This is a genomic window from Herbaspirillum sp. (assembly GCF_017744395.1).
Classification (GTDB): Bacteria; Pseudomonadota; Gammaproteobacteria; order Burkholderiales; family Burkholderiaceae_D; genus Herbaspirillum.
This window is the reverse complement of record NZ_JAGIBI010000003.1, coordinates 54,595-79,968: the sequence shown is the minus strand read 5'-3', so window position 1 is coordinate 79,968 and position 25,374 is coordinate 54,595. Positions and strand designations below refer to the sequence as shown.

The window sequence follows — 25,374 nt, the reverse complement described above, 5'->3', positions numbered from 1 at the left end:
ACAAGAACATGAACACTCCCACTACCCTACGCAAGCGTTTCGCCCTCACCGCCACCGTCCTGGCCGTCGTCGCCCTGACCGTCGGCGGCGCCATCTCCGCCGTCGGCATCTCGGCCAATGCCAGCACCGCTCCGGCGGCGCCGCCGGCCGCCCCGGTCGACGTGGCCGAGGTGGTCAGCAAGCAGATCATCGACTGGCAAGCCTATTCCGGCCGCATCGAAGCGGTCGACCGCGTCGAAGTGCGCCCGCTGGTGGGCGGCACCCTGACCGCGGTGCACTTCAAGGATGGCGCGCTGGTCAAGAAGGGCGATGTGCTGTTCACCATCGACCCGCGCCCCTACGCCGCTGAAGTGGCCCGCGCCGAGGCGCAACTGGCCGGCGCCGAAGCCCGCGCCGCCTACACCTCTTCCGACGTCGCGCGCGGCCAGCGCCTGCTTGGCGACAACGCCATCGCCAAGCGCGACTTCGAAGAAAAGCAGAACGCCGCGCGCGAAGCCGCCGCCAACGTGCAAGCCGCCAAGGCCGCCGTGCGCGCCGCCCGCCTGAACCTGGAATACACGCAGATCACCGCGCCGGTCTCCGGCCGCATCTCGCGCGCCGAAGTCACGGTGGGCAACGTGGTCAACCCCGGCTCGGCCAACGCGCCGCTGACCACGCTGGTGTCGGTGGCCAAGGTCTACGCCTCGTTCGACGTCGATGAACAGAGCTTCCTGAAGTACGTCAACCCGGCCCGCGCGGCCGGCGCTTCGGTACCGGTCTACCTAGGCCTGGCCAATGAAGACGGCTATTCGCGCCAGGGCAAGGTCGGCTCGGTCGACAACCGCCTCGACACCGCCTCCGGCACCATCCGCGTGCGCGCCGTGTTCGACAACGGCGACGGCCAGCTGGTCCCCGGCCTGTACGCCCGCGTGCGCTTGGGTGGCGGCAATCCGCACGAAGCCGTACTGATCGATGAAAAGGCCATCGGCACCGACCAGGACAAGCGCTTCGTCATGGTCGCCGGCAAGGACAACCATGCGACCTATCGCCAGGTACGCGTCGGCGCCGCCCAGGATGGACTGGTGGTGGTCGAGAGCGGCCTGAAGAGCGGCGAACGCATCGTGGTCAACGGCCTGCAGCGCATCCGTCCGGGCGACGCCATCACGCCGACCGAAGTGCCGATGCAGGCCGAGCCCAAGACCGCCGAAGCCAAGCCGGCTGACGGCAAGGCCTGATCGCCGGCCCGGCCCTCTCTCGCTTTCAAGATAGAAAAAAGCTGCGGGATGCCCGCCGCTAAGGACAGTTGCATCCCAAACGCTGACAAGGAACCTTCATGAACATCTCAAAATTCTTTATCGACCGCCCGATCTTCGCGGGCGTGCTGTCGATACTGCTATTGCTGGGCGGCGTGCTGGCCATGTTCCAGCTGCCCATTTCCGAATATCCCGAAGTGGTGCCGCCCTCGGTGGTGGTGCGCGCGCAATACCCCGGCGCCAACCCCAAGGTGATCGCCGAAACCGTGGCCTCGCCGCTGGAAGAGCAGATCAACGGCGTGGAAAACATGCTGTACATGCAGTCGCAGGCCAACAGCGACGGCAACCTGACCATCACCGTCAACTTCCGCCTGGGCGTCGATCCCGACAAGGCCCAGCAACTGGTGCAGAACCGCGTCGCGCAAGCGCTGCCGCGCCTGCCGGAAGACGTGCAGCGGCTGGGCGTGACGACCATCAAGTCCTCGCCCACGCTGACCATGGTGGTGCACCTGATCTCGCCCGACAACCGCTACGACACCACCTACCTGCGCAACTACGCGGTCCTGAACGTCAAGGACCGCCTGGCGCGTATCCAGGGCGTCGGTGAAGTGGGCCTGTTCGGCTCCGGCAACTACGCCATGCGCGTGTGGCTGGACCCGAACAAGGTGGCGCAGCGCGGCCTGACCGCATCCGACGTCATCAAGTCGATTCGCGAACAGAACGTGCAGGTGGCCGCCGGCGTGATCGGCGCCTCGCCCAGCTCGCCCGACGTGCCGGTGCAGCTTTCCGTGAATGCGCAGGGCCGCCTGAAGACCGAAGCAGAATTCCGCGACATCATCCTCAAGGCCGCGCCGGACGGCGCCACCACCAAGCTGGGCGACGTCGCCCGGGTGGAACTGGCCGCCTCCGAATACGGCCTGCGTTCGCTGCTGGACAACAAGCCGGCCGTCGCCATCCCCATCTTCCAGGCGCCCGGCGCCAATGCGTTGGACGTCTCCAAGCAGGTGCGCGCGGCGATGAAGGAATTGTCGGCCGACTTCCCCAGCTCGGTCGAATACAGCATCGTGTACGACCCGACCCAGTTCGTGCGCGCTTCCATCGAAGCGGTGGTGCATACGCTCTTGGAAGCCATCGCGCTGGTGGTGATCGTGGTGATCATCTTCCTGCAGACCTGGCGCGCCTCGATCATTCCGCTGCTCGCCGTTCCCGTTTCCATCATCGGCACCTTCTCGCTGATGCTGGGCTTCGGCTACACCATCAACGCGCTGTCGCTGTTCGGCATGGTGCTGGCCATCGGCATCGTGGTCGACGACGCCATCGTGGTGGTGGAAAACGTCGAGCGCAATATCTCCGCCGGCCTGTCGCCACGCGACGCGACCTACCGCGCCATGCAGGAAGTCTCGGGCCCGATCATCGCCATCGCGCTGACGCTGGTGGCCGTGTTTGTGCCGCTGGCCTTCATGACCGGCCTGACCGGCCAGTTCTACAAGCAGTTCGCCATGACGATCGCGATCTCGACCGTGATCTCAGCCTTCAACTCGCTGACCCTGTCGCCGGCGCTGGCCGCCATGCTGCTCAAGGGCCACGGCGAGAAGCCGGACTGGCTGACGCGCGTGATGGATCGCTTCCTGGGCGGTTTCTTCATCCGTTTCAACCGCTTCTTCAACCGTTCCTCCGAAAACTACGGCCGCGGCGTAACCGGCGTGATCAAGCGCAAGGGTTCCACCATGATCGTGTACGCGGTGCTGCTGGCCGCTACCGTGGGCATCGCCAACATCGTGCCGGGCGGCTTCGTGCCGGGCCAGGACAAGCAATACCTGGTGGCCTTCGCGCAGTTGCCCAACGGCGCCTCGATCGACCGCAGTGAAGAAGTGATGCGCAAGATGAGCGACATCATGTTGAAGGAACCCGGCGTGGCCAGCGCCATCGCCTTCCCGGGCCTGTCGATCAACGGCTTCACCAACAGCTCCTCGGCCGGCATCGTGTTCGTGGGCCTGAAGCCGTTCGAGGAACGCAAGTCCAAGGAACTGTCGGGCAACGCCATCGCCGCTTCGCTGAACAAGAAGTTCGGCGGCATCAAGGAAGCCTTCACCGCCGTCTTCCCGCCGCCGCCGGTGATGGGCCTGGGCACGCTGGGCGGCTTCAAGATGCAGATCGAAGACCGCGGCGCGCTGGGCTATGCCGAACTGGACAAGGCGGCGCAAGCCTTCATGAAGGGCGCCGCCAAGGAACCGGCGCTGGGCCCGATGTTCTCCAGCTACCAGATCAACGTGCCGCAACTGGACGTCGACCTCGACCGCGTCAAGGCCAAGCAGCTCGGCATCGCGGTGACCGATGTGTTCAACACCATGCAGATCTATCTCGGCTCGCTGTACGTCAACGACTTCAACCGCTTCGGCCGCGTGTACCAGGTGCGGGCCCAGGCTGACGCGCCCTTCCGCGCCAAGGCCGAGGACATCCTGCAGCTGAAGACCCGCAACGACGCCGGCGAGATGGTGCCGCTGTCGTCGGTGGTCAAGGTCAAGCAGACCTTCGGCCCGGAAATGGTGGTGCGCTACAACGGCTACACCGCCGCCGACATCAACGGCGGCCCGGCGCCCGGCTACTCGTCCGACCAGGCCCAGGCCGCGGCTGAACGCGTGGCGGCCGCCACCCTGCCGCGCGGCATCAAGTTCGAATGGACCGACCTGACCTACCAGAAGATCCTCGCGGGCAATGCCGGCGTGTGGGTGTTCCCGATCAGCGTGCTGCTGGTGTTCCTGGTGCTGGCCGCGCTGTATGAAAGCCTGACCCTGCCGCTGGCGGTGATCCTGATTGTTCCCATGAGCATCCTGGCCGCGCTGACCGGCGTCTGGCTGACCAAGGGCGACAACAACATCTTCACCCAGATCGGTTTGATGGTGCTGGTGGGCCTGTCGGCCAAGAACGCGATCCTGATCGTGGAATTCGCCCGCGAACTGGAAATGCAGGGCCGTACTGCGGTACAAGCCGCGATCGAATCGAGCCGCCTGCGCCTGCGTCCGATCCTGATGACCTCGATCGCTTTCATCATGGGCGTGGTGCCGTTGGTGACCTCTACCGGCGCCGGTTCGGAAATGCGCTATGCGATGGGTATCGCGGTGTTCTTCGGCATGCTGGGAGTGACGCTGTTCGGCCTGTTCCTGACCCCGGTGTTCTACGTGCTGCTGCGTACCGTCGACCGCCGCAAGTTGCACTCGGCCTCGCACCATGAAGCGCCGATGACGGCCGGCTCGCACGTGCCCCACGCGGTACCCAGTTCGCAGGATGACCGCTGATCTACCGGATCGCTAAATGAATGGAGCAATCAACATGAACGCACTCAACATGACATCCCTACTGCGCCCCGTGCGTATCGGTTCAGCCTTGCTGGCGGCACTGCTGGTGCTGGCCGGCTGCTCGGTGGCGCCGACCTACGAGCGCCCTTCGGTCGACACCCCGGCCGCCTTCAAGGAAGCCGCCGTGCAGACCGGCGAAAACGGCAGCCAGTGGAAGGCCGCCCAGCCGTCCGAAGACATCGCCCGCGGCGAATGGTGGAAGATCTTCGGCGACGACAGCCTGAACGCATTGGAAGACCGCGCCCAGCAAGCCAACCAGGACCTCAAGGCCGCCGCCGCCCGTCTGGGCCAGGCGCGCGCCCTGACCCGCGATGCGCGCTCGGCCTACTTCCCGCAGGTGGACGCCGGCCTCGGCGCCACCCGCCAGCGCCCGTCGCCGGCTTCGCAAGGCCTGCCGGCCGATGCCGATACGCGGCCCTCGACGCTGTACCGCGCCCAGATCGGCGTGTCGTATGAGGTCGACCTGTTCGGCCGCGTCTCGTCCAATGTCGACGCCGCCACCGCCGACGCCCAGCGCAGCGAAGCGCTGTTCCACTCGGTGCTGCTGGCCTTGCAGGCCGACGTCGCCCAGCAGTACTTCCTGGTGCGCGAACTGGATGCGGCGCTGGAGCTGTACCGCGGCACCGTGCAGCTGCGCCAGGAATCGCTGCGCCTGGTGCAACGCCGCTTCGATGAGGGTGACATCAGTGAAGTCGATGTCGCCCGCGCCAAGTCGGAACTGGCATCGGCGCAATCGGAGGCGCTCGGCATCGCCCGCCAGCGCGCCGTCGCCGAACACGCACTGGCGATCCTGCTGGGCAGCACGCCGGCCGAATTCGCCCTGCCGGCCCGGCCGCTAACGCGCATCTCGATCGGCATCCCGTCCGGTCTGCCGTCGACGCTGCTGGAACGCCGCCCCGACATCGCCGCCGCCGAACGCGCGATGGCTGCCGCCAACGCCCGCGTCGGCGTGGCCAAGTCAGCCTTCTTCCCCAGCCTGAACCTGACCGGCGGCTTCGGCTACGAGTCGGCGCAACTGGGCGACCTGTTCAACTGGTCCAGCCGCACCTTCCTGCTGGGCCCGCTGGTGGGCACCGCGCTGTCGATGCCGCTGTTCGACGGCGGCCGCCGCCAGGCCGGCGTCGACCGGGCGCGCGCGAGTTATGAAGAGCAAGTCGCCGCCTATCGCGGCACGGTCTTGAACGCCTTCCGCGAAGTGGAAGACAACCTGGCCAACCTGCGCATCCTGGGCGACCAGAACCAGGCCCAGGACGAAGCCGTGGCCGCCTCGGCGCGCGCCGCCAAGCTCTCGCACACGCAGTACCAGGAAGGCGCGGTCAGCTACTTCAACGTGATCGACGCCGACCGCACCGTGCTGCAGCAGCAACGCGTCTCGGTGCAACTGGACGGCGAACGCGCGCGTTCGACCGTCAACCTGATCCGTGCCCTGGGCGGCGGCTGGGGCAAACTGCCCGCACCTACCCAATTGTCGTCGGCCAAGTAAACGCCGGGAAACCACTGAAAGAGAATCCACCATGTCCATCACCCTGCACCAAGCCAGCATCCCGCTCCTTATCCGCGGCCTGCAAACCCTGTCCACCCTGCTCGACAAGGCCGAGCGGCACGCCGACGAACACAAGCTGGAAGCCGACGAACTGGTCAACGCCCGCCTGTTCGACGACATGTACCCGCTGTCGGCGCAGATCCAGCGCGCCAGCGACACCGCCAAGGCCACCGCCAGCCGCCTCTCAGGCCTGGCCGCGCCCAACTTCCCGGATGACGAAAGCAATTTCGACGAACTGCAGGCGCGCATCAACAAGACCATCGTGTTCCTCGAAGGCATCCCGGCCGACGCCATCGACGGCCAGGAAGAACGCAAGGTCAAGATGATGCTGCGCGGCGAGGAACAGAGCATGAACGGCCTGGCCTACCTGACCCGCTTCGGCCTGCCCAATTTCATGTTCCATGTGGTGACCGCCTACGGCATCCTGCGCCACAAGGGCGTCAAGCTGGGCAAGCTGGATTACCTCGGCCTGTAAGCGTCCGCCAAAAGAAAACCGGCCCGCATCTTGCGCGATGCGGGCCGGCTGCGATGGATTTTCCCGTGGTACTTGCCCGCTTCGAGCGGGCTTTTTTACAGGTAGTTGACCTCGATGGTGGTCGAACCGTCCAGCGGCACGTCCTGCGACAACGGCAGGTTCTCCGGCTTGTTCAAGGTCGTCTCCACGTTGATCTTGGCATTGAGCTGCTTGAACGCGACGGGCAGGTTGGAGCCGTTGCCAAAGGAAAACAGCTGGCCGTCATGCTGCAGATAAACGACACCGCCGTTCCAGGTCCGGCCGTTGTCGCCCGAATAGATATTGCGCGCGGCAACGCCGTCAACCGTGCTGTTCGCGTCAAAGGACAAGGCATAACCGCCGACATTCTTTCCTGCCACCGCGCCCAGGCCGAAGTTGTAAGGATCGGTAGCCCTGCCGGTGATACCGGCGACCCGGGAGCTGGCACGGTTATCGGTGAACTTCACCGACATCTTGGCGGGGCCGTCGCAGGTGATCGAAAGATCGACCTGCCGGGTCTCGAGTTTCTTGTTCTGCCCGGCAGTCAGGCTGGATGCCGGGATGATGCCGTAGTCGACCACGCCGCCCGCGGCCAGGTTAGGCGTGCAGGCCGGCGGCTTGATGACGCCGGTGACCTTCAGTTCCGCGGTAGGAGCGGCAAAGGCGACGGCAGCGGCCAGCGTGGCGATGGCGGTGAAGGCGGTGCGGGCAATAGCGTTTCGCATGGTGTTTTCCCCCAATTGGATATGACGTTGGACTTGGATGCATCATGCCTTTTCACCAACTTCGTTCGCCTGATGCAATGACCTTATCTTGTCCTGTTTCACCTCATCTCGATACGAGAATAATCTCAAAAATATTTGAAATTCTTTTTGCAAGCAAAAGGCAACTTACATAGGGCGTACAGGCAACATCAGAGATATTTCACTTCGATGGTGGCCGAACCGTCCAGTGGCACGTCTTGTGTCAACGGCAACTCTTCCGGTTTGTTCAGCACGACCTGGACGTTGATCATCACACTGAGCTGTTTGACGGCAACCGGCTTGTTGTCGCCTTTGGCGGCGAAAGCGAACAGGTTGATGTGGTCCAAACCCACCGCGGCCGACCAGGTTCTGCCGTTGTCGGTCGTATAAATATTGTCTACCGGCGCGCCATCGCCGGTCGTCAATGCCGGTTCCAGCGTCAGCGCATAGCCGCCGACATTCTTGCCGGCCACGGTACCCAGGCCGAAATTGAAGCGTTCGTTGGGATTGGCGGAAACGGCCGACACGATTCCCCCTACCCGGCTGGTGGCGCGATTGTCGTTGAAGGTCACTCCCATCTTGACCGGCGCATCGCAACTCACCTGAAAAGACAGCTGCTTCTTGTCCAGCGTCTTGTATTGGCCAGCATTCAGCGAAGCGGCGGGAATCACGCCGTAGTCAACAACACCGCCACCGGAGAAGGTCGGCAGGCAAGCCGGAGGCTTGATGACGCCGGTGACCTTCAATTCGACGGTAGGGGCTGCAAGGGCCGCGCCAGCGGCCAAGGCAGCGATGACGGCAAAGATGGAACGCGCAATGGCGTGCTGCATGATGCTTCCCCCGGTTCAATATGGTCTTGGGTTCGTACGCACCATGTACTTTTATCAATTTCGTTTGCCTGATGCGATGACGTCAGTATGGCTATTCAATTCTCGAATTTATATGAGAAAAATCTCAAAGAATACTAGCAAGAATTAAGGGAAACGGCTCACGCCACCCCTGCGCCATCACGGTCGGCCGCCAATCCGACGCCTGCGCGCAACAACAGCTTGCGGCAACGCTCGGACAAGGCCGTGACCTGCAGCCGCTTGCCGGCGCGCGCATAGCGTTCGCTCAACACCTGCACTGCCGCAATCGCCGAATGGTCCGCCAGGCGCAGATAACGGCAATCCAGCACGACCTGCTGCGGGTCGCGCTGCGCATCGAACAGTTCCAGGAAGCGCGCCGTCGAGGCGAAGAACAGCGTGCCGTGCGGCAGGTAGGTGCGCGAGCCGTCGGCATTGTCGGCGACATCGGCGCGGATCTCGCGCGCATGCTGCCAGGCGAAGTTGAGCGCGGCGATCACGATGCCGCACAGCACCGCCACGGCCAGGTCGGTGAAGACGGTGATGATGGTCACGGCGACGATGACGATGGCGTCGTTCCTCGGCACCTTGCCCAGCACCCGCAGCGAACCCCAGGCGAAGGTTTCCTGCGCCACCACGAACATGACGCCGGCCAGCGCCGCCAGCGGGATGCGCTCGATGGCCGGCGACAGGAACAGGATGAACATCAGGATCATCACCCCGGCCACCACGCCGGACAGGCGCGAGCGTCCGCCCGAGCCGAGGTTGATCATGGTCTGGCCGATCATGGCGCAGCCGCCCATGCCGCCGAACAGGCCCGATACCACGTTGGCCGCGCCCAGCGCCAGGCATTCGCGGTTGGGCTGGCCGCGGCTGGCGGTGATCTCGTCGGTCAGGTTGAAGGTGAGCAGGGTTTCCAGCAGGCCGACGATGGCCATCAGCACCGCGTACGGGGCGATGATGCGCAACGTCTCCAGGTCCAGCGGCACGCTGGGGAACTGGAACAGCGGCAGGCCGCCGGCGATCCTGGCCATATCGCCCAGCGTCGGCGTGGGGACATTGAACACATGCGTGAGCACGCCCACGCCGAGGATGGCGACCAATGCCGGCGGCACTGCACGGGTCACGCGCGGCAGCAGCCAGGTGACCAGCATGGTGAGCAGGGTCAGGCCCAGCATGATGGCCAAGGGCGTGCCTTGCAGCCAGACCGGGCCGCTTGGCGTGGGATGGTGGAAGTGTTCGAGCTGGGACAGCGCGATCACGATGGCCAGGCCGTTGACGAAACCCAGCATCACCGGATGCGGCACCATGCGCACCAGCTTGCCCAGGCGCAGCGCGCCGAACAGCATCATCGCCAGCCCCGACAACAGCACCGTCGCCAGGAAATATTGCGCGCCGTGCTGCGCCACCAGCGCCACGATCACCACCGCCATCGACCCGGCCGCGCCGGAGATCATGCCCGGCCGGCCACCGAACAGCGCGGTGATGGTGCAGATGAAGAAGGCGCCGTACAGCCCCATCAGCGGATTGAGCTGGGCCACCAGGGCGAACGCGATGCACTCGGGCACCAGCGCGAAGGCGGTGGTCAGGCCGGCCAGCGTGTTCTGGCGGATGTCGCGCAGGCGCGAAGGGGAGTCGTGGGAATCGGAAGAAGCGGCGGCGTCGGTCATGGCGGCGGCAAAACCTGCCGCTGGCGGCAGGCCTGCTTGGATCTTGTCAGAGGAAGGCAGCGCCGGCGGTCGCCGGCATGTGGTGAAGACCTTATTTTACTGCAACGCAATAACATGGCGGGGGTCAGCGATCTCCCCGATGCGATCCGATCCGGCGCGCAATCTGAAACCCGCCTATTCGCCGCGCGAATACAGCACCCGCAGCGCCACCTTGCGTTCATCTGCCGGCAGTTCGTTGACGGCGCGCAGATAGGCAATCGAGGCATCGCAGGTGGCATCCGGGTCAGCCTGCCGCCGTTCCGGCGAAGACAGCAGCTTGAGCTGCTCCTGCGACAGCGGCGCCAGCGCGCGGCGGATCACGCGGGTGCGCTCGCCCAGCGTGAAACGCGCCGCATTGGCCGGGTCGGCGTCGCGCAACAGGTGCTGCGTCATCGCCATCTCGCGGTTGGCGAATTCCTGCGGCAAGGCCGCTTGCGGCGCCTCGCGCCCGGCCGCGGCGTCGGCGCGCGAGCGCGGGTAGATCAGTTCGGTACAGGCCGCCGCGCTGATGCCGCGCAAGGCCACCGCCTGGTCCAGCACCAGTTGCTGGAATTCCGCCAGCGACGCATCGGAAGCGATGGGCAGCAGCCTGCGGCTGAGGATGCCGACCTGTTCGCGCCCCACCGCCAGGATCGCGGCGTCGGGAGCATGCGCCTGGACCTGCGCCCAGGCCAGGTCCACCATGCGCGCGAAGTCTTGCTGATAGTGGCGCGCCATGATGTCGAACAGCGCGCCTTTCTTGAATTCCGCCTCCAGGACGTCGCGCGAGGTGGCGAAGGTGGCCAGTTGCGCGGTCTCGCCGCCGGGCGCCAGGCGCGTCAGCACGCCGGCCTGCAGCATCTGCCCCTGGCCGGGATACCAGCTCTTGTCGGACGGCGTGTCGGCGATGCGCTCGATGAACTCGCGCGGCAGGCCCAGCTTGCCGTAGGTGGCGATGGTCAGGTTGCGGTCGAAGGTCTTGTTGATGCGGTCGTCGCCGCCCACCGTATAGAGCGTATGGAAACCGATATGCGCGCGCGGATCCATCGCGCGGTCGCGCCCGGCCATGAAGGCCAGCGTGCAGGAGGAAGAGCACTCCTGCTCGACATAGGTGTCGAGGCCGTGGCGGCGGATCACCTCGCCCACCAGCTTGCCCTCGCGCACCCAGCCGCCGGCCGAATACAGCACCACGGTGGTGACCGACGGGTGCGCCTGCAGCAGGCGTTCCAGGCCGTCGGCGGCGCCGTCGTTCATGCCGCCTTGCAGCAGGATGGACTTGCCGTCGACCCGCAGCTGGTAGACCACCGGCGGCCCCAGTTGCTTGCCGCGGGCGATGTCGAACTGCTCCCGGAAGGAATGGGAGGCGCGCAAGGTGCTGGACACCAGGCTGATGGCGCCGAACACGATCAGCACCTTGACCGTGACCTCGGCCCAGCGCCGCCCGCCGCGCGCTACATGCCGGCCGGCCGACATCCAGCAACCGCGCACGCCCCAGATCCACGCCAGGTAACTGAAGGCGGCGATCGCCAGCACGCCGGCCACGCCGTAGCGCGCCGGCATGTCGTTGGTCAACCGAGCCAGTACCGAGATGGAAAAGGCCGGCAACAGCGACGACAGCAGCACCGTGTGCAGCCAATAGGAACGGCCGAGCGAATAGTCGCCGCGCCAGTGGCGGACGATGAAATTACCTGGTTTTCCGCCGGCGGGTGGGAGTGGGGTTGTGCTGGTTACTGCCTGGGACACGTATTACGCTTCCTCGATGCGCGATGGGTGAATTCCTGCAGCCGCCAGCATATCACCTGCGGCTGCGGATTCCGCCTCAGCCGCCGTGCCCCGGAATCTTCGACAGGTCGACCTCGTCGATCTGGCTGGGATGCATGAACTTGTCGGCGTACTGCTGGTAGACCTTGCTGCGGATGAAGATATCGAACAGGTCCGGGTCGATGTGGTCGCGCGCGCGGAAACCGGCCAGGATCTCGACCGCCTCGTTGAGCGTGTTGCCGCGCTTGTAGGGACGGTCGGCGGCGGTGACGGCCTCGAAGATGTCGGCCACCGCCATGATGCGCGCCGGCACTGACATCTGATCGCGCGTGAGACCCTTGGGGTAGCCCTTGCCGTCCATCCGCTCGTGGTGGCCGCCGGCGTATTCGGTGACATTGCGCAACTGCTTGGGCCAGGGCAGCGACTCCAGCATCTTGATGGTGATCACGATGTGGTTGTTGATGATCTGGCGCTCGGCGTCGTTGAGGGTGCCGGCGCGGATGCGCAGGTTAGCGGCTTCCTCCTCGTCCAGCAGCTTGCGCATCTGGCCGTCCGGGCCGCGCCACCGGCGCTCGGCGATGTCGAGCACGCGCTGCTGGTCTTCCGGCTTCATGCCTTCGGTGCCGACATTGCTCTTGCGCAGGAAGGCGCGCTCGTCGTCCAGCGATGCCAACTCGGCCTGCAGGGCGGCGTCCAGCGCGGCGGCCTTGTCCGCGGTCAGGGCCGCGCCCAGCGCCAGCTTTTCCTGCAGCACGCGGATCTCGGCGTCGCGCTTCAAGACTTCGAAACGGGTGTCGACCAGGTGGATGCGGTCGAAGATGGTTTCCATCTTGGTCGACTTTTCCACGATGTGGGTAGGCGTGCTGATCTTGCCGCAGTCGTGCAGCAGGCCGGCCACCCACAGCTCGCGGCGGTCGGCCTCGGTCATGCGGAAATCCGCCAGCGGGCCTTCGGTGGTCGCATGCGCCGCCTCGGCAATCATCATCGCCAGTTCCGGCACATGCTCGCAGTGGCGGCCGGTGTGCGGCGACTTCTCGCCGATGCCGATGTTGATCAGTTTGATGAAGCTTTCGAACAGGTTTTCCAGACGATGGATCAGTTGCTGGTTGGTCATCGCGATGGCGGCCTGCGAGGCCAGCGCTTCGATGAAATGCTGGTCGGTCTCGGAGAACGGGACCGTCCTGCCCTGCTCCCTGTCGGTGGCATTGATCAGCTGCAGCACGCCCAGCAGCTCGCCGCCGTGGTCCTGCATGGGCACGGTCAGGATCGACTGCGAACGGTAGCCGTACTTCTCGTCGAACATGCGCATGCCGTTGAAGTTGAAGCCGGCTTCCGCCTGCGCCTGGTACACGTCGGGGATGTTGACCGACTTGCGCGTGTTGGCCGCATACGCCGCCACCGCCGCCAGGTTGGGCGCGCCGTCGGGAAGCTTCAGCTGGATGTTGGGGATCGAGATCGCCTGGCCGCTGCTGCCGCCCTGGTGCATCTTCAGGCTGCCGTTGACCGAGATGTAGAACTGCAGGCTGTCGCCGTTTTCGTCGATGCGGTACAGCGTGCCGCCGTCGGCCTGGGTGATGTCCATGGCGGTCAGCAGGATGCGCTCGAGCAGCAACGGCAAGTCGCGGTTGTTGCTCAGCGCCACGCTCAGCTCGGTGAGCTGGTCGAGCCGGTAGGAAATGTCTTGGTGCTTGTCCATGGCGGTTGCCTGTGCTGCGGTGGATGAAGGGTTGGCCAGGATGCTCTAAGAGCCTGTTTATGATCTCGCCGGGGATTGTACGACCCGGCGCCGGTGCGGCTTACGGCGAGCTTGCGGCTAAATATCCTGCAATTCCTTGGCTTACTTTACTGAAATATTGCCAGACGGATCATACCTGCTGCCCGCTTCTTTTCATTGATTTAGGAACGCGAATAACTTAACATCGACCACTGTTGCATAATTAACCACATTATGCAAACCCCAGTCCCGGCGGGGGTTTCCGGGGCGCAACCAAAGTTCGGCAGCGGCGATGGGGCCGCCTTCCGAAGCCAACAATCATATTAAACGGCAAGCCACGATGCGTGTAGAAATTCTCGGTTGCAGCGGCGGTATCGGCGGAAACGGCATGCGCACCACATCCCTGCTGGTCGACCACGACATCCTGATCGATGCCGGCACCGGCGTCGGCGACCTGTCGCTGGCGCGCCTGGCCGCGATCGACCACGTCTTCATCACGCACGCCCACCTGGACCATATCGCCTGCCTGCCGATGATGGTCGACAGCGTGGGTGAGCTGCGCACACGCCCGATCACCATGTACGCCACGCGCGAGACGCTGGAGATCATCCGCGCCCATATCTTCAATTGGAGCATCTGGCCCGACTTCAGCCAGATCCCGACGCCGGAAAACCCATTCCTGCGCTTTGCCGAGATCGAAATCGGCCAAACGGTGACATCAGGCGCGCGCGAGATCACTCCGCTGCCGGCCACGCATACCGTGCCGGCCGTGGGCTACCACCTGCGCAACCAGGCCAGCGGCGCCTCGCTGGCCTTCAGCGGCGACACCTGCATCTGCGACCCGCTGTGGGAAGCCCTCAATGCCATCGGCGACCTGCGCTACCTGATCATCGAAGCGGCTTTCGCCGACTGCGAGCGCGAGTTGGCGCTGCTGTCCAAGCATCTGTGCCCCAGCCTGCTGCTGGATGAACTGAAAAAACTGCGGGCCCGGCCGGAGGTGCTGATCACCCATGCCAAGCCCAGCCAGCAGGAGCAGATCGCCCGGGAAATCGCCGCCGGCAACAGCCCGCACCGGCCGCGCATGCTGGCGCCGGGCATCGTCCTCGAATTCTAGGGCCTGTTTCAGCGCACCACGCAATCAACCGTGTTGCTCGCCCCCGACTGCTGGCCGGGCTGGGAACCTGGGCTGTTAAACACCGGCGGCGGCGCGAACTTCAAGCCAGGATTCTGCGGCAGGATGATCGGCGGGGTATTGAAGTTAGGCGTAAAACCGAACTGGCCTGCCCCGAAAAGCTGCGACCCGGCCGGATTTTTCACTTGGATCAGGCCGTCCAGCACCTGCACGTACAAACCGTTTGCCATCGATGGAGGAGGTTGCGGCGCCGAAGGTTGCGACACTGAACCTTGCGGCGACGAAATTGGCAATCCGACGGCTTGCGGTGGCGCGCTTCTGACAATATCCGCCGTTCCGCCGCAGTCGTTCTGGCAGAACTGCGCCACGAAAGTGGTGCCGCGGATACCGATGGTCGCCGTCGGCGTATCGAAGTTGACCGCATCGTGATTGCGCTTGCCGACCAGGCCGGTCACGGCGCGCAAGCCACCTTTGACCAGATTGATCGCCACCGCGTCGTTTTCCGGCTTCTTTTCATCGTAGATGTATTTGGCCACCGCCACTTCGCTGCCCGGACGCAGCACGATCTCGGCGTTATCCAGGAATTGCACCCTGGTATACGTCCCGCGCTCGGTAATGAGCGTATCGCCCTGGAAGATGGACGACTTCACCGCCAGCACGGTGCGCGTGCCGTCGGCATGGCGCGCCGTGAGCAAGCCCGACAGGTGGGTCACCGTGCCCACCGGCTGCGATTGCGCCTGCGCTGCACCGGCGATGGCCAGCATGGCCAATGCCACCCACCACAGGGCCAGCCGCCGCGTCATGCTTGTCCAACCAGAATAATTCAACGATTTCATACTGAGTCCTGAAAACCGGCGCCGCAAGCTGGCGCCAGGCAAACCATACGATCCTGCGCGTCAGCTGCAATACATCTTGGGATTGGCGCTCGGCTTCGATCCCACTTTTTCCTCCAAAACATTATCGTGCTTGCCCTCATCCTTGTGCTGCACATCAGCAGTTGATGACGAAGACGAACTCGTACCCGACGTCGTAATGACCGAATTAATCGTATTGATCACCGTGTTCGCGGCCTGCTGGATCGGCGCCACCGGAACAGGTGACGAATCAACGGAAGGCAGAGGCAGCACCGGCATCCGCACGCCATTCGCATCCGTGATCGTCACGCCCGGCGCATAGTTCACGATCGGTGCCGACGGCGTTGGCACCAGGCCCGGCAACAGGGTACTGATGTTGGCGTTGATATTGATGACATTGCCGGCGGTGAGCGTGATGTTGCCGCCTTGCGATGACAGCAGGCCGTTGATGGTCAGGTTGTCCGTACTGTTGCCGGACAAAGTGCCAGCTGTCAGTGTGATGCCGCCGCTGGCGCTGACGCCGCCCGAACCGATGGTCAGCGGGCTGTGCGTGGCCAGGCTGACCGAGCCGTTGGCGGTATTAACCTGGCCGCTGCTGCCGATACCCAGCGTCGCCAGTTTGGCGGCGGTGCCGACCGCCGTACCGTTGGCATTGCTGGGCAGGTTGCCGAGGAAATCGGCGTTCGAACCGAGCGCGGCCGTGGCCATGCCGCCGGTATTGTCGACATTGATGTTGCCGTTGGCGTTACTGATGCCGTTGAGCGTGACAACGCTTGCGTCGGCGGGGTTGAGGGCGTTGATCAACGTAATGTCGCCAACGCCTTTATTGTTGGCCGCGAAAGCCGCGATCTGGTTGCCGTCATTGGTCAGCGTAGTGCCGGTGACCGATGAGGTGATCAGTTGCTTCTTCACATGCAGCGAAGCGCCGCTGAGCTGGACGATGTTGCCGCCCTGCGCTTCCAGCACCAGGTTGTCGGCGGTGATGTTGCCCGCCATCAGCGGGCCGCTCGCCTGCGACAGCGCGGCATCGGCCAGCGTCATGTTGCCCCCGGCCTGGATAAAGGAATCCGACACATTCAGGCGTGAACCGGCACTGCCGGTGATGTTGCCGCTACCCATCAACAGGCTGGAGAAACGCGCATTGCCGCCGAACGCCAGATTGCCGCTACTGACGGTGAGATTGGCATCGGTAACGGCATTATTGAGCGTGAGCGTGGTAGTCGCACCGATGATCTCCGACGTCGAAGACAAGGTAATGTTGCCGCTGCCCGAAGCCGATGTGGCCACGGTCAGATTGCCGCCGTACACGCCCAGCGTGCCGCCATTGAGCACCAGCTTATCGATGGTGTCGGCGCCAAAACCGTGCTGGAGGCTCGCGCCGCTGTTGACGACAACGGTGTCGATCGCGGTCGGGATATAACCGGCCGAACCCCAGGTCGAGAGGCTGTCCCAGCTGGCATCCGGGCTGCTGACGGTCAGCGTTTCAGCGCCGGTCATGGCCAGTGTCAGGCCGCTGGCATTGGTGGCCTTGATCATTTGCTTGGCGCCGCCGACGGTCAGCACATCGCCGGTCACGTTACGGAAGTAAGAGCCCGCCCCGAATTGCGCGCCGACGGTCATGTTGAACACCTGGTAGGCCGTGCCCACCGATGCCGTGTAACCGTTGAGCAGGCGCGTACTGAGCGTGCCGCCGAGGCTGACCGTGCTGCAGGTAAGGAGATTGATCTTGTCGTTGCCGGCGCTGGAGAAGTCCAGCAACAGCTTGCTGTTGCTGCCGAACGTCAGGTCGCCGCTGATGTTGAGGGTGCCGACGCTGCCGTCGCCGCCCGGCGCCAGCGTGCCGTTGTTAACGAAACCTGCTGCAGTTGAGATGGTGCCGTTGACGGCAACCATACCGTTGTTGGCGAAGCTCCCTGAAGTAGAGATGGTGCCATTGACGGAGATCGTGCCGTTGTTGGCAAGCCCACCCGCCATGGTAGTGATGGTGCCGTTACCGGAAACAGTGCCATTGTTTGTCAAACTCGACACCCCCACCGAACCGGCGCTGCCCAGATTAAGCAAGCTGCCGCTGTTCACGGTGACATCCCCCGCATTCAAGGTCCCACCGGTACCCAGCGCGACGGTGCCGTTGCTCAGGAGCAGGGTGCCGTTGCCTTGCTTGCCGCCGCCGTCGGAGACGGTCATCGTGCCGCCGTTGAGCACCACGCGCGCGCCGTTGTTGACGCTGATATCGCGGCTGACGGTGACGACATTGCTGAAATCGTTATGCCTTGTACTCAAGGCCAGGTCCAGCCCGTTCGAGGTGCTGGTGATATTGGCATTGATGTTGATGTCGTTGTCGGCATTGAGCGTCAGGTTGGCCGCCGCGCCCGCGCTCTTGACGATATCCGCGCTGACCGTGATGTTGCCGGCCGCGCTGTTGCCGCCGTTGCCGGTGGTCAGCGTGACATTGATTCCCTGGTTGAGCTGGGCGTTGATGGTGCTGTTGAGGATCTCGGTGCCGCCATCGCTCGATCCCACCGCGTACACCGTGCCGCACATGCCGCCTGAGATCGGGCTGCTGCTGGAAGACACCACCGTCAGGTCGTACGGGTCGATCAGCCAGGTCCCGCCCGAACCCACCGTCGGCACCTTGACCACGTCCAGCTGCTTCAGGCCGGAGGTCTCGACGAAGCCGCCATGCCCCGGCGCGCCGGTGGCCGATACGTCGCCGTCGATGAAAGCCTTGTTCTCGGCATACAGCGTCACATTGCCGCCGGCCGTGCCGGCGGCGCTGATGCTGGAAGTCGCCGTAGTAGTCAGGTTCTGCGACGCGCGCAGGAAGATGCGGCCGCCTTCGCGCACCACGCTGGAAGCGCTGATGCTGCCGCTGTTGCTGATCAGGCCGGCGGCGATGCCGATGCGGCCCGCCTCGGCGGTGATGCTGCCCAGGTTGGTGACGCTGCCGCTGCTGCCGGTCACAGCCACCGTAACGCCGGGCGTGGCGGTGTCGGCCAGGGTAACGGTTTCACCGGCGGCCAGGATCACCTCGCCGCGCGGACTGCTGATGACACCGCCGTTGGTCACGCTGCTGCCGATCAGGTAGACGCTGCCGCCGGTGGCGGCCTTGATCGTGCCCTGGTTCTCGACCGTGCCGGCAGTACTGCCTTGCCGGGAGAAAGTCAGCTTGCCGGCCAGGAAATCGCTGTCGTTGATGTTGAGCGTGGTGGCGATGAAGCGGTTGACGTCGACCGTTCCGCCCGGGCCGATCAGGATGCCGTTCGGGTTATACAGCGCCACCAGGCCCGGCGCCGTCAGCTTGCCGTAGATCTGCGAAATGTCGCCGCCGGTCACCTTGGCCAGAAAGGCCGCCGCCGAACTGGGCTGGCTGATGTTGACGACGGCACTCGAGCCGATCGAGAAGGACTGGAAATTGGCAATCGCCTGCGGCGAGAGCTGGTTGATGTTGAGCGTATTGCCGTTCTGCGTGAACACCACGTTGCCATTGACCACGCTCCAGCCGATGGGCAGCGTGCCCGGCGCGGGCGCGGCGGCCAGCGCGGGCGCCTGCCAGGCGCCGCACACCGCGGCGGCGGCCACCGAGACGCGCAGCACCGGCGCCAACACCCGGCGCCAGGAACGCAGCAGGAGGCGATCCAGCAGCGCCGGCAGCGGCTTGCGCGCGCGCCAGCTCAGGGTCAGGCGCCGTTTGCCCAGGCGCACCGTCAGCGACGGCGGCATCAATTCGACCGCGCACGGCGCGCTGCGCGCGGCCAGGTCTGCGGAAGCGGAGGATGGGACGGTATTTTTCATGTCAGAACCCCAGGGTAGCGCTCAGGTGGGCATTCAGGTCGCCACGTTTTTCTGTCTGCGATGTGCCGGCGATGGAGACGCGCGCGACGTCCAGGCGCAGGTTGAAATCGCGTCCGATGTTGTAGCGCGCGCCGAAACCGACGCTGGCCACCGTCATGCTGGATGCCAGCGCGCTGCCGGCGGTCTTGTTGTTGTAGCCGCGCCCGATGTCGTAGAACGCCAGCAGCCGCAGGTTGCCCTTCAGGTCGCTCTTGGCCAGCAGCTCGGGCGTATAGGCCTCGGCATTGATGATCGCGCCGCTGTCGGCAGCGACCGCGCGTTCGGAAAAACCGCGCACGGTGGTCGCGCCGGCCAGGCCGAACTGCTCGGCCGGCACCAGCGGATCGGGCGCGTACTGCGCCGTGCCGGCCAGGCGCATCTGCCAGTCGCTGGCGAATGCCTTGAACAGCGAAGCGCCGCCGCGCAGGATGACGAAGTTGTCCGTCGTGTCGCGGTTGCCGGCGATGAACGAGTAATGGTCGGTGCGGCCGCTGGTGCTGGTATAGCTGGGGCCGACCGCCCAGTTGCGCGCGATGCCGACGTTGTAGTCGAGGATCTGGCCCACGCTCTGGCGCTGCGCGCTGTAGGTGGCCGACAGCGGCAGCGTGGAATAACCCTGGCAAGTGGAGAGCGCGATGCCGGCGAAATTGCAGGTCGAATCCATCTTCTTGTAGTCGGCGCCGAACACCAGCTTGCTGGTCCATTCGCCGCTGCGGGCGAAGAAATGGTTCCAGCGCAGCGCGTAGACGTCACCCTTGCCCGTGAAGCCGAACAGCGATCCCAGCGTCGGCGAAGTGCCGCTGCTGACGCTGGATTTACCGTAGATGAAATCCATGCTGTCGCCGATGCCATACAACGGCAGGCGATAACCCAGCGAGTACAGGTCGACCTTGGAGCCGGCCGGGCTGTCGGGCGAAGTGGTGTAGGCCAGCGTGGCGACGTGGTCGCGGTTGAACAGGTTGGAATGCTGCAAGGCCACGCCGGTGCGCCATTGCCCGGTTTCCGGCGAGCCGGTGTTGTCCAGCGTGAGGATCACGCGCAGCGGGTCGTTGTCGGTCACCGCCACCTTGGCGTCGATCTTGCCCTCTTCCGGCGCGCTGGAGAGTTCAACGTTGACCTGCTTGGCCGGATTGTCGTTGGCCAGTTGCACCGACTCCGAAATCCTGCGCATGTTGGGCGCCATGCCCGGCTGCAGCGCGGGAAGGCTGGCGCGGATATTGGCTTCGCTGAAATGCTTGTTGTCGGTGACGGTGACCTTGCCGATCGTGCCTTCCATCACCTGCAGGCGCACCACGCCGGAAGTCAGCTCCTGCTCCGGCACGCTGACCTGGACGGTACTGTAGCCTTCCTTGCGGTAAGTATTTTCCAACTCCTCCAACGCCTGCTGTATGTCGCCATAGACGCGGCCGGCGCCGGTGAACGGCCCGACGGCCTGTTCGATCTGGCGCGCCGTGAGCAGGGTATTGCCATCGACCTGGAAACGTTTGATCTCGAAGCGGTCGTCGGCCGGCGCCATCGCCTCCGCTTGCGGCGCAGCCTGCGCCATGGCCCCCGGCATCGCCGCGGCCAGCGCCATCCCCATCAGATAATGCCCAAATGCGTGTTTCATCATGTGTGCGGGCGGGTCGCCTGTACGGCCCACCTCCCCTTGTTCTTTTTGCTGATGCATGTCCGCGCGGAGACGGACGATGCCGGTTCGGTCTTCCTGGATTCCCGCCAACGCAAAACGGGCGCGCACGCGTCGCGCTCCATTGCGACGGATGACAAACTGAAAATCGGTGGAATCCCCTGAAACAGAATCGCCAGCGCCGGTACCCGATACGTCTTTCCGCTGTGACCGGGAGCCGGCAAAAACGGCCTTGCCCTCCCTCAGCACAGCCGTATCTTGACGCTCGTAAAGTATAGAGATTCGCTTCTTGCGCGTCGACAAAATTCGCTCAAAAAGCGCGCCAGCTCTGGCTTAGCGACATTTTTGCCACGCCGAAATTTTCTTTATGGAAATTATTTTGCCTGCCGGCGCAATGGCGCGGCAGGCAAACGGCAGCTTGCCAATTTGCCATGTCCGCGCCGCCGCTGAGCTACCGCCTTATTTGGTGTCGAAGGTGGTGACGCCGTCCCAATCGGCGGGCGGAGGATCGTTGCGATAGTGGGCGATGCGCCCGAGATACAGCGCATACAGGCCATGCGCGGATTTTTCCTGCAGCGCGAGAATTGCACGTTCAGCCTCGTCCCAACGTTGCGCGCGCAAAGCCGCCAACGCCGCATGCCATTGCTCGACATCGGCGCGCAGGCCGGCATCAAGCTCACCCTCGAGCCCCAGTGGCTCATAGATCGGTACCGGTTCGTTCTTGCCCTTGACGCGCACCCTGTCCAGTTCGCGGTAGGCGAATTGCGGCGCGGCATCGCGCGTGGCCTGGCCGACCAGCACGCCCACGCCGTAGACCTTGGTGATCGATTCCAGCCGCGACGACAGGTTGACCGCATCGCCCATCACCGTGTACGCCTTGCGGATCCTGGAGCCCATGTCGCCCACGCGCATCGAGCCGGTGTTCAAGCCGATGCCGATCTTCAGCGACGGCCAGTTGCGCTTGGCGAACTCCTGGTTCAGCGCGATGGTGGTCTGCTGCATCTTCAGCGCGGTGGCGACCGCGCGCGCGGCGTGGTCGGGCAGTTCCAGCGGCGCGCCCCAGAAGGCCATGACGGCGTCGCCGATGTACTTGTCGAGCGTGCCCCGGTTGCCGCGGATGTCTTCCGACATGGCGGTCAGGTAGGCGTTGATGTATTCGCGCAATTCGTTGGGCGGCAAACCTTCGGAGATGGTGGTGAAGCCGCGCACGTCGGAGAACATCACGGTCAGTTCGCGCACCTCGCCTTCCATGTTGTAGCTGGCGGGATTGGCCGCCATCTCGGCCACCAGTTCGGGCGCCACGTACTCGCCGAACAGGTTGACGATGGCCTTGCGGTTGCGATACTCGAACAGGTAGCCCCAGCCCAGGTTGCAGATGAACAGCGCGGCGATCAGCAGCAAGGCGGTCGCCAGCGGCAGCACCAGCCCGCCGGCGTTGTACAGCCAGAAATTGAAGGCGCCCAGGCCGAACGCCGAGGCCAGGGTCAGCGCGATCGACCACAGCGGCCCCAGCATCGGCAGCAGCAGTCCCAGCACCAGGCCGATCACCAGCACTTGCAGCATGTCATAGCCGAGCGAGAATTCCGGGCGCGCCTTGAAGTCGCCGTCGATGATGGAGGCGATCAGGTTGGCATGCACCTCCACGCCGGGATAGACCGGGCTGACCGGCGTGGCCCGCAAATCGTTCAGGCCCGGCACGGTAGTGCCGACCAGCATGATGCGGCCGTCCAGTTGGTCGTGCGGCACGCGGCCGCGGATCACGTCCACCGCCGACACATAGCGGAACGCGCCGCCGGCCGGTCCGCCGCGGCCGCGATAGGTGACCAGCGTGGTCAGGTGGCGCTCGACCGGGATGAACAGGGGACTGGGCTTGACCTCGACCGCAATGGAATCGAGCGCGCCGTAGTCGCGCAATTGCTCGTCCGACAGCACGGCGTCGTTTTGCAGGAATACCGGCTTGATGCGCTTGCCGTCGATGGCCACGCGCGCGGTGGCCAGCGCCAGCGATTCGTAGAAGTTGTCGCCCACTTGCGCCAGCAGCGGCACCGCGCGGATCAGGCCGTCCTCGTCAGGCAGCGGGTTGAAGAAGCCGCCCGCCCGCGCCGCCTGCTGCAACTGCGGCAGGTTGGCGCCGTAGGCGCGCCAGTGCGTCACGTCCAGCCGGCGCCCGCCCAGGTCGGCCACGGTGAAGGCCGGCGCCGGCAATTGCCCCTTGGCGATGGCGCCGGCTTCGTTGGACAGGTTGTAGCCCATCACCACCGGCTGCCCCTTGAGGGCGTCGGCCAGGCGCGCGTCGTAATCCATCTGCGGCTTGAGGCTTTGCAACTGGCGGCCGAACTGCGGCACATCCTTCAGTTCGCCCTGGGCCAGGGCTTCCAGCCGGGCATAGCCGGAGCTGGTATCGGGTTCGGCGAACACCACGTCGAAGCCGACCGACTGCGCCTGGTAGGTTTGCGTCATCTGCCTGACCAGCCCGGCCACCACATCGCGGCTCCAGGGCCAGCGGCCGACCTCGGCGATGCTCTTCTCATCGATGTCGACGATGACGATGCGCGGATCCAGTTCGGCCTTGGCCACGCGCATGCGCAAGTCGTAGAAGAACAGGTCCAGCCGCCCCACCCACTGTCCCGGCAGCAGGCCGATCACCTGTGAAGCCGCCGCGACGGTCAGCACCAGCGCAAGCAGCCAGCGCGCCCAATATTTTCCGCAGGCCTGACGCAAACGACGCAACATGATTTCCCCTGGATTTTTTCTTGGCTGCGATCATGCCAGCAGTTGCCCATCGCCACAATCTCGGCGTTGGCCCCAACGCGACATTTCCCGGCGGCATCATGCCGCCGCGATGTGGTTTATGTGCATTGCGTGATGAACCCGCGGGAGAAATGGGTTCTAATACTTTTCGCCGCGACGTTGGCGGCGCTTGCCACGAGGGGGACACGCATGAGCACAAAGCAGATTCCGCTGATCAAGCTGCGCAATGGCGACCTGGTGCCGGCACTGGGCCAGGGCACATGGAACATGGGCGAGTCGGCCGCGCACGCGGCGGCCGAGGTGAAGGCGCTGCAGGCCGGCATGGAGCTGGGCATGACGCTGATCGACACCGCCGAGATGTATGCCGACGGCGGCGCCGAAAAAATCGTCGGCAAAGCCATCGCCGGCCGCCGCGACGAGGTCTACCTGGTCAGCAAGGTGCTGCCGCACAACGCCACCAAACGCGGCACCGTCGCCGCTTGCGAAGCCAGCCTGAAACGCCTGGGCACCGACCGCATCGACTTGTACCTGCTGCACTGGCGCGGCTCGCACCCGCTGTCGGCCACGGTAGAGGGGATGCAGGCGCTGGTGGCGCAGGGCAAGATCGGCGGCTGGGGCGTGAGCAACCTCGACAGCGACGACATCGACGAGCTGCTGGAAGAAGACAACGGCAACCAGTACCTGGCCAACCAGGTGCTGTACAACCTGTCGCGGCGCGGCATCGAATACGACCTGCTGCCGGAATCGCTGGAACGCGGCGTGCCCATCATGGCCTACTCGCCGATCGAACAGGGCCGCATCCTGAAGAATGCCGCGCTGGCGGCGGTCGCCCAGCGGCATGGCGCGACGCCGGCACAGGTTGCCCTGGCCTGGGTGCTGCGCCGGCCCGGCGTGATCGCCATCCCCAAGGCCTCCAGCCAGGAGCATGTGCGGCAAAACCGCGCCTGCCTCGATCTCGCGCTGAGCGACGCCGACCTCAAGGAACTCGACGCCGCCTTTCCCCCGCCGCGCCGCAAACAGCCTTTGGCGATGCTTTAGAACTGGTGCTTAACCGGTCAGGAACCGCACAAGGTTCAGGCCAGGGCCGACAGTTTGGCGCGCATGGCGGCCGCCGCGGCGGCGGCCGCATCGTAGATATCCAGCTGGTTCAGCAGGTTGCGCACGGCGGCCGGGATCGGCGCGATCACCGGCACCGTGAAGCGCCGCGCCAACGCGATGGCGGCCTGACCCAAGGGGCCGCCGCCGATCACCACCGCCTGCGCGCCGTCGATCCCCACGCATTCCCGCACCGCCTGTGCCAGCGCCTCTTCCAGCGCCTGCGGATCGGCCGACAATACCCGCGGATCGCCCCCGGTCAGGCGGATGCCGGTGTACTGCCGCCCCAATCCCAGTTGCTGCGCCTTGGCGTCGATGGCGTCGGCCAGTTCCGGCGTCACCGTCGCCACCCCGAAACGCCTGCCGCCCTGCGCCGCTTCCAGCATCGACGCTTCGCAAATGCCCGCCACCGGCACCTTGCCGACCGCGCGCAAGCGCTCGGTGCCGGGGTCGCCGAAGGCACTGACGATCACGCCGACGCTGTCGCGCCCGAATTCCTGCCAGTTGCGCTCGACCTCCGGCACCGACGCCGCCAGCTCGGCGCCGTTGACGATCATGCCCGGCCCGCTGCGCGCGGTGACTCCGCTCACCGAAAAGCCCGGCGGCAACTCGGCGGCCGCGATGGCCACCATCATCCGGGTGGTGGCGGCGGAAGAGTTCGGATTGATCAGCAGGATATGGCGCATGCTTGGCTCTGGATAAAGTGGGT

Annotated in this window: 17 protein-coding genes; 6 read left to right on the top strand and 11 right to left on the bottom strand. The window is 64.9% G+C overall.

Annotated elements, in window-relative coordinates:
- Positions 1-8: 8 nt before the first annotated feature.
- The 4 genes from J7548_RS09165 (at position 9) to J7548_RS09150 (ending at position 6,606) form a co-directional block, all read left to right on the top strand.
- Entirely contained in the window at positions 9-1,214 is a 1,206-nt protein-coding gene (locus tag J7548_RS09165; protein ID WP_290973544.1) for an efflux RND transporter periplasmic adaptor subunit, read from the top strand.
- A 98-nt stretch (positions 1,215-1,312) separates the two neighbouring features.
- Entirely contained in the window at positions 1,313-4,528 is a 3,216-nt protein-coding gene (locus J7548_RS09160; protein WP_290973541.1) for an efflux RND transporter permease subunit, read from the top strand.
- A gap of 34 nt (positions 4,529-4,562) precedes the next feature.
- Positions 4,563-6,071 carry an efflux transporter outer membrane subunit gene (locus J7548_RS09155; protein WP_290973538.1) on the top strand — a complete coding sequence of 503 codons (1,509 nt, stop codon included), beginning with the start codon at positions 4,563-4,565 and terminating at the stop codon, positions 6,069-6,071.
- 31 nt (positions 6,072-6,102) lie between these two features.
- Positions 6,103-6,606, top strand: coding sequence for a DUF1993 domain-containing protein (locus tag J7548_RS09150; protein WP_290973534.1), 504 nt, complete (start codon positions 6,103-6,105; stop codon positions 6,604-6,606).
- Between the two features lie 95 nt (positions 6,607-6,701).
- On the opposite strand, the gene J7548_RS09145 is transcribed toward J7548_RS09150, so the two are convergent.
- The 5 genes from J7548_RS09145 to J7548_RS09125 form a co-directional block, all read right to left on the bottom strand.
- Entirely contained in the window at positions 6,702-7,349 is a 648-nt protein-coding gene (locus tag J7548_RS09145) for a DUF1120 domain-containing protein (protein WP_290973532.1), read from the bottom strand.
- 188 nt (positions 7,350-7,537) lie between these two features.
- Positions 7,538-8,197 carry a DUF1120 domain-containing protein gene (locus tag J7548_RS09140; protein ID WP_290973529.1) on the bottom strand — a complete coding sequence of 220 codons (660 nt, stop codon included), beginning with the start codon at positions 8,195-8,197 and terminating at the stop codon, positions 7,538-7,540.
- 158 nt (positions 8,198-8,355) lie between these two features.
- Complete coding sequence (locus J7548_RS09135) at positions 8,356-9,882, bottom strand: SulP family inorganic anion transporter (protein WP_290973526.1); 1,527 nt, start codon at positions 9,880-9,882, stop codon at positions 8,356-8,358.
- 174 nt (positions 9,883-10,056) lie between these two features.
- The gene (locus tag J7548_RS09130) at positions 10,057-11,643 is read right to left on the bottom strand and encodes a hypothetical protein (RefSeq protein ID WP_290973523.1); all 1,587 of its coding nucleotides are present in this window, start codon (positions 11,641-11,643) and stop codon (positions 10,057-10,059) included.
- 76 nt (positions 11,644-11,719) lie between these two features.
- Positions 11,720-13,357 carry an HD family phosphohydrolase gene (locus J7548_RS09125; RefSeq protein ID WP_290973520.1) on the bottom strand — a complete coding sequence of 546 codons (1,638 nt, stop codon included), beginning with the start codon at positions 13,355-13,357 and terminating at the stop codon, positions 11,720-11,722.
- Between the two features lie 358 nt (positions 13,358-13,715).
- Between J7548_RS09125 and J7548_RS09120 the strand changes: the two genes are divergently transcribed.
- Entirely contained in the window at positions 13,716-14,489 is a 774-nt protein-coding gene (locus J7548_RS09120; protein ID WP_290973517.1) for a 3',5'-cyclic-nucleotide phosphodiesterase, read from the top strand.
- 8 nt (positions 14,490-14,497) lie between these two features.
- Here J7548_RS09120 and J7548_RS09115 read toward each other — a convergent pair whose 3' ends face one another.
- From J7548_RS09115 to J7548_RS09095, 5 genes are all read right to left on the bottom strand, one after another.
- Entirely contained in the window at positions 14,498-15,310 is an 813-nt protein-coding gene (locus J7548_RS09115; protein ID WP_290973515.1) for a FecR domain-containing protein, read from the bottom strand.
- A 93-nt stretch (positions 15,311-15,403) separates the two neighbouring features.
- A complete protein-coding gene (locus tag J7548_RS09110) occupies positions 15,404-19,153 on the bottom strand; it encodes a filamentous hemagglutinin N-terminal domain-containing protein (protein ID WP_290973513.1) in 3,750 nt (1,249 codons plus the stop codon).
- A 1-nt stretch (position 19,154) separates the two neighbouring features.
- On the bottom strand, positions 19,155-20,774 hold the full coding sequence (locus tag J7548_RS09105) for a ShlB/FhaC/HecB family hemolysin secretion/activation protein (protein WP_290974915.1): 1,620 nt from the start codon (positions 20,772-20,774) through the stop codon (positions 19,155-19,157).
- 355 nt (positions 20,775-21,129) lie between these two features.
- Positions 21,130-21,252 (bottom strand): hypothetical protein, encoded by a 123-nt coding sequence (locus J7548_RS09100; RefSeq protein WP_290973511.1) that lies wholly within the window; start codon positions 21,250-21,252, stop codon positions 21,130-21,132.
- 26 nt (positions 21,253-21,278) lie between these two features.
- A complete protein-coding gene (locus J7548_RS09095) occupies positions 21,279-23,552 on the bottom strand; it encodes an adenylate/guanylate cyclase domain-containing protein (protein WP_290973508.1) in 2,274 nt (757 codons plus the stop codon).
- Positions 23,553-23,759: 207 nt separating this feature from the next.
- On the opposite strand from J7548_RS09095, the gene J7548_RS09090 reads away from it, so the two are divergent.
- A complete protein-coding gene (locus J7548_RS09090) occupies positions 23,760-24,608 on the top strand; it encodes an aldo/keto reductase (protein WP_290973505.1) in 849 nt (282 codons plus the stop codon).
- A 35-nt stretch (positions 24,609-24,643) separates the two neighbouring features.
- Here J7548_RS09090 and J7548_RS09085 read toward each other — a convergent pair whose 3' ends face one another.
- Positions 24,644-25,351 carry an aspartate/glutamate racemase family protein gene (locus tag J7548_RS09085; RefSeq protein ID WP_290973502.1) on the bottom strand — a complete coding sequence of 236 codons (708 nt, stop codon included), beginning with the start codon at positions 25,349-25,351 and terminating at the stop codon, positions 24,644-24,646.
- Between the last annotated feature and the right edge of the window lie 23 nt (positions 25,352-25,374).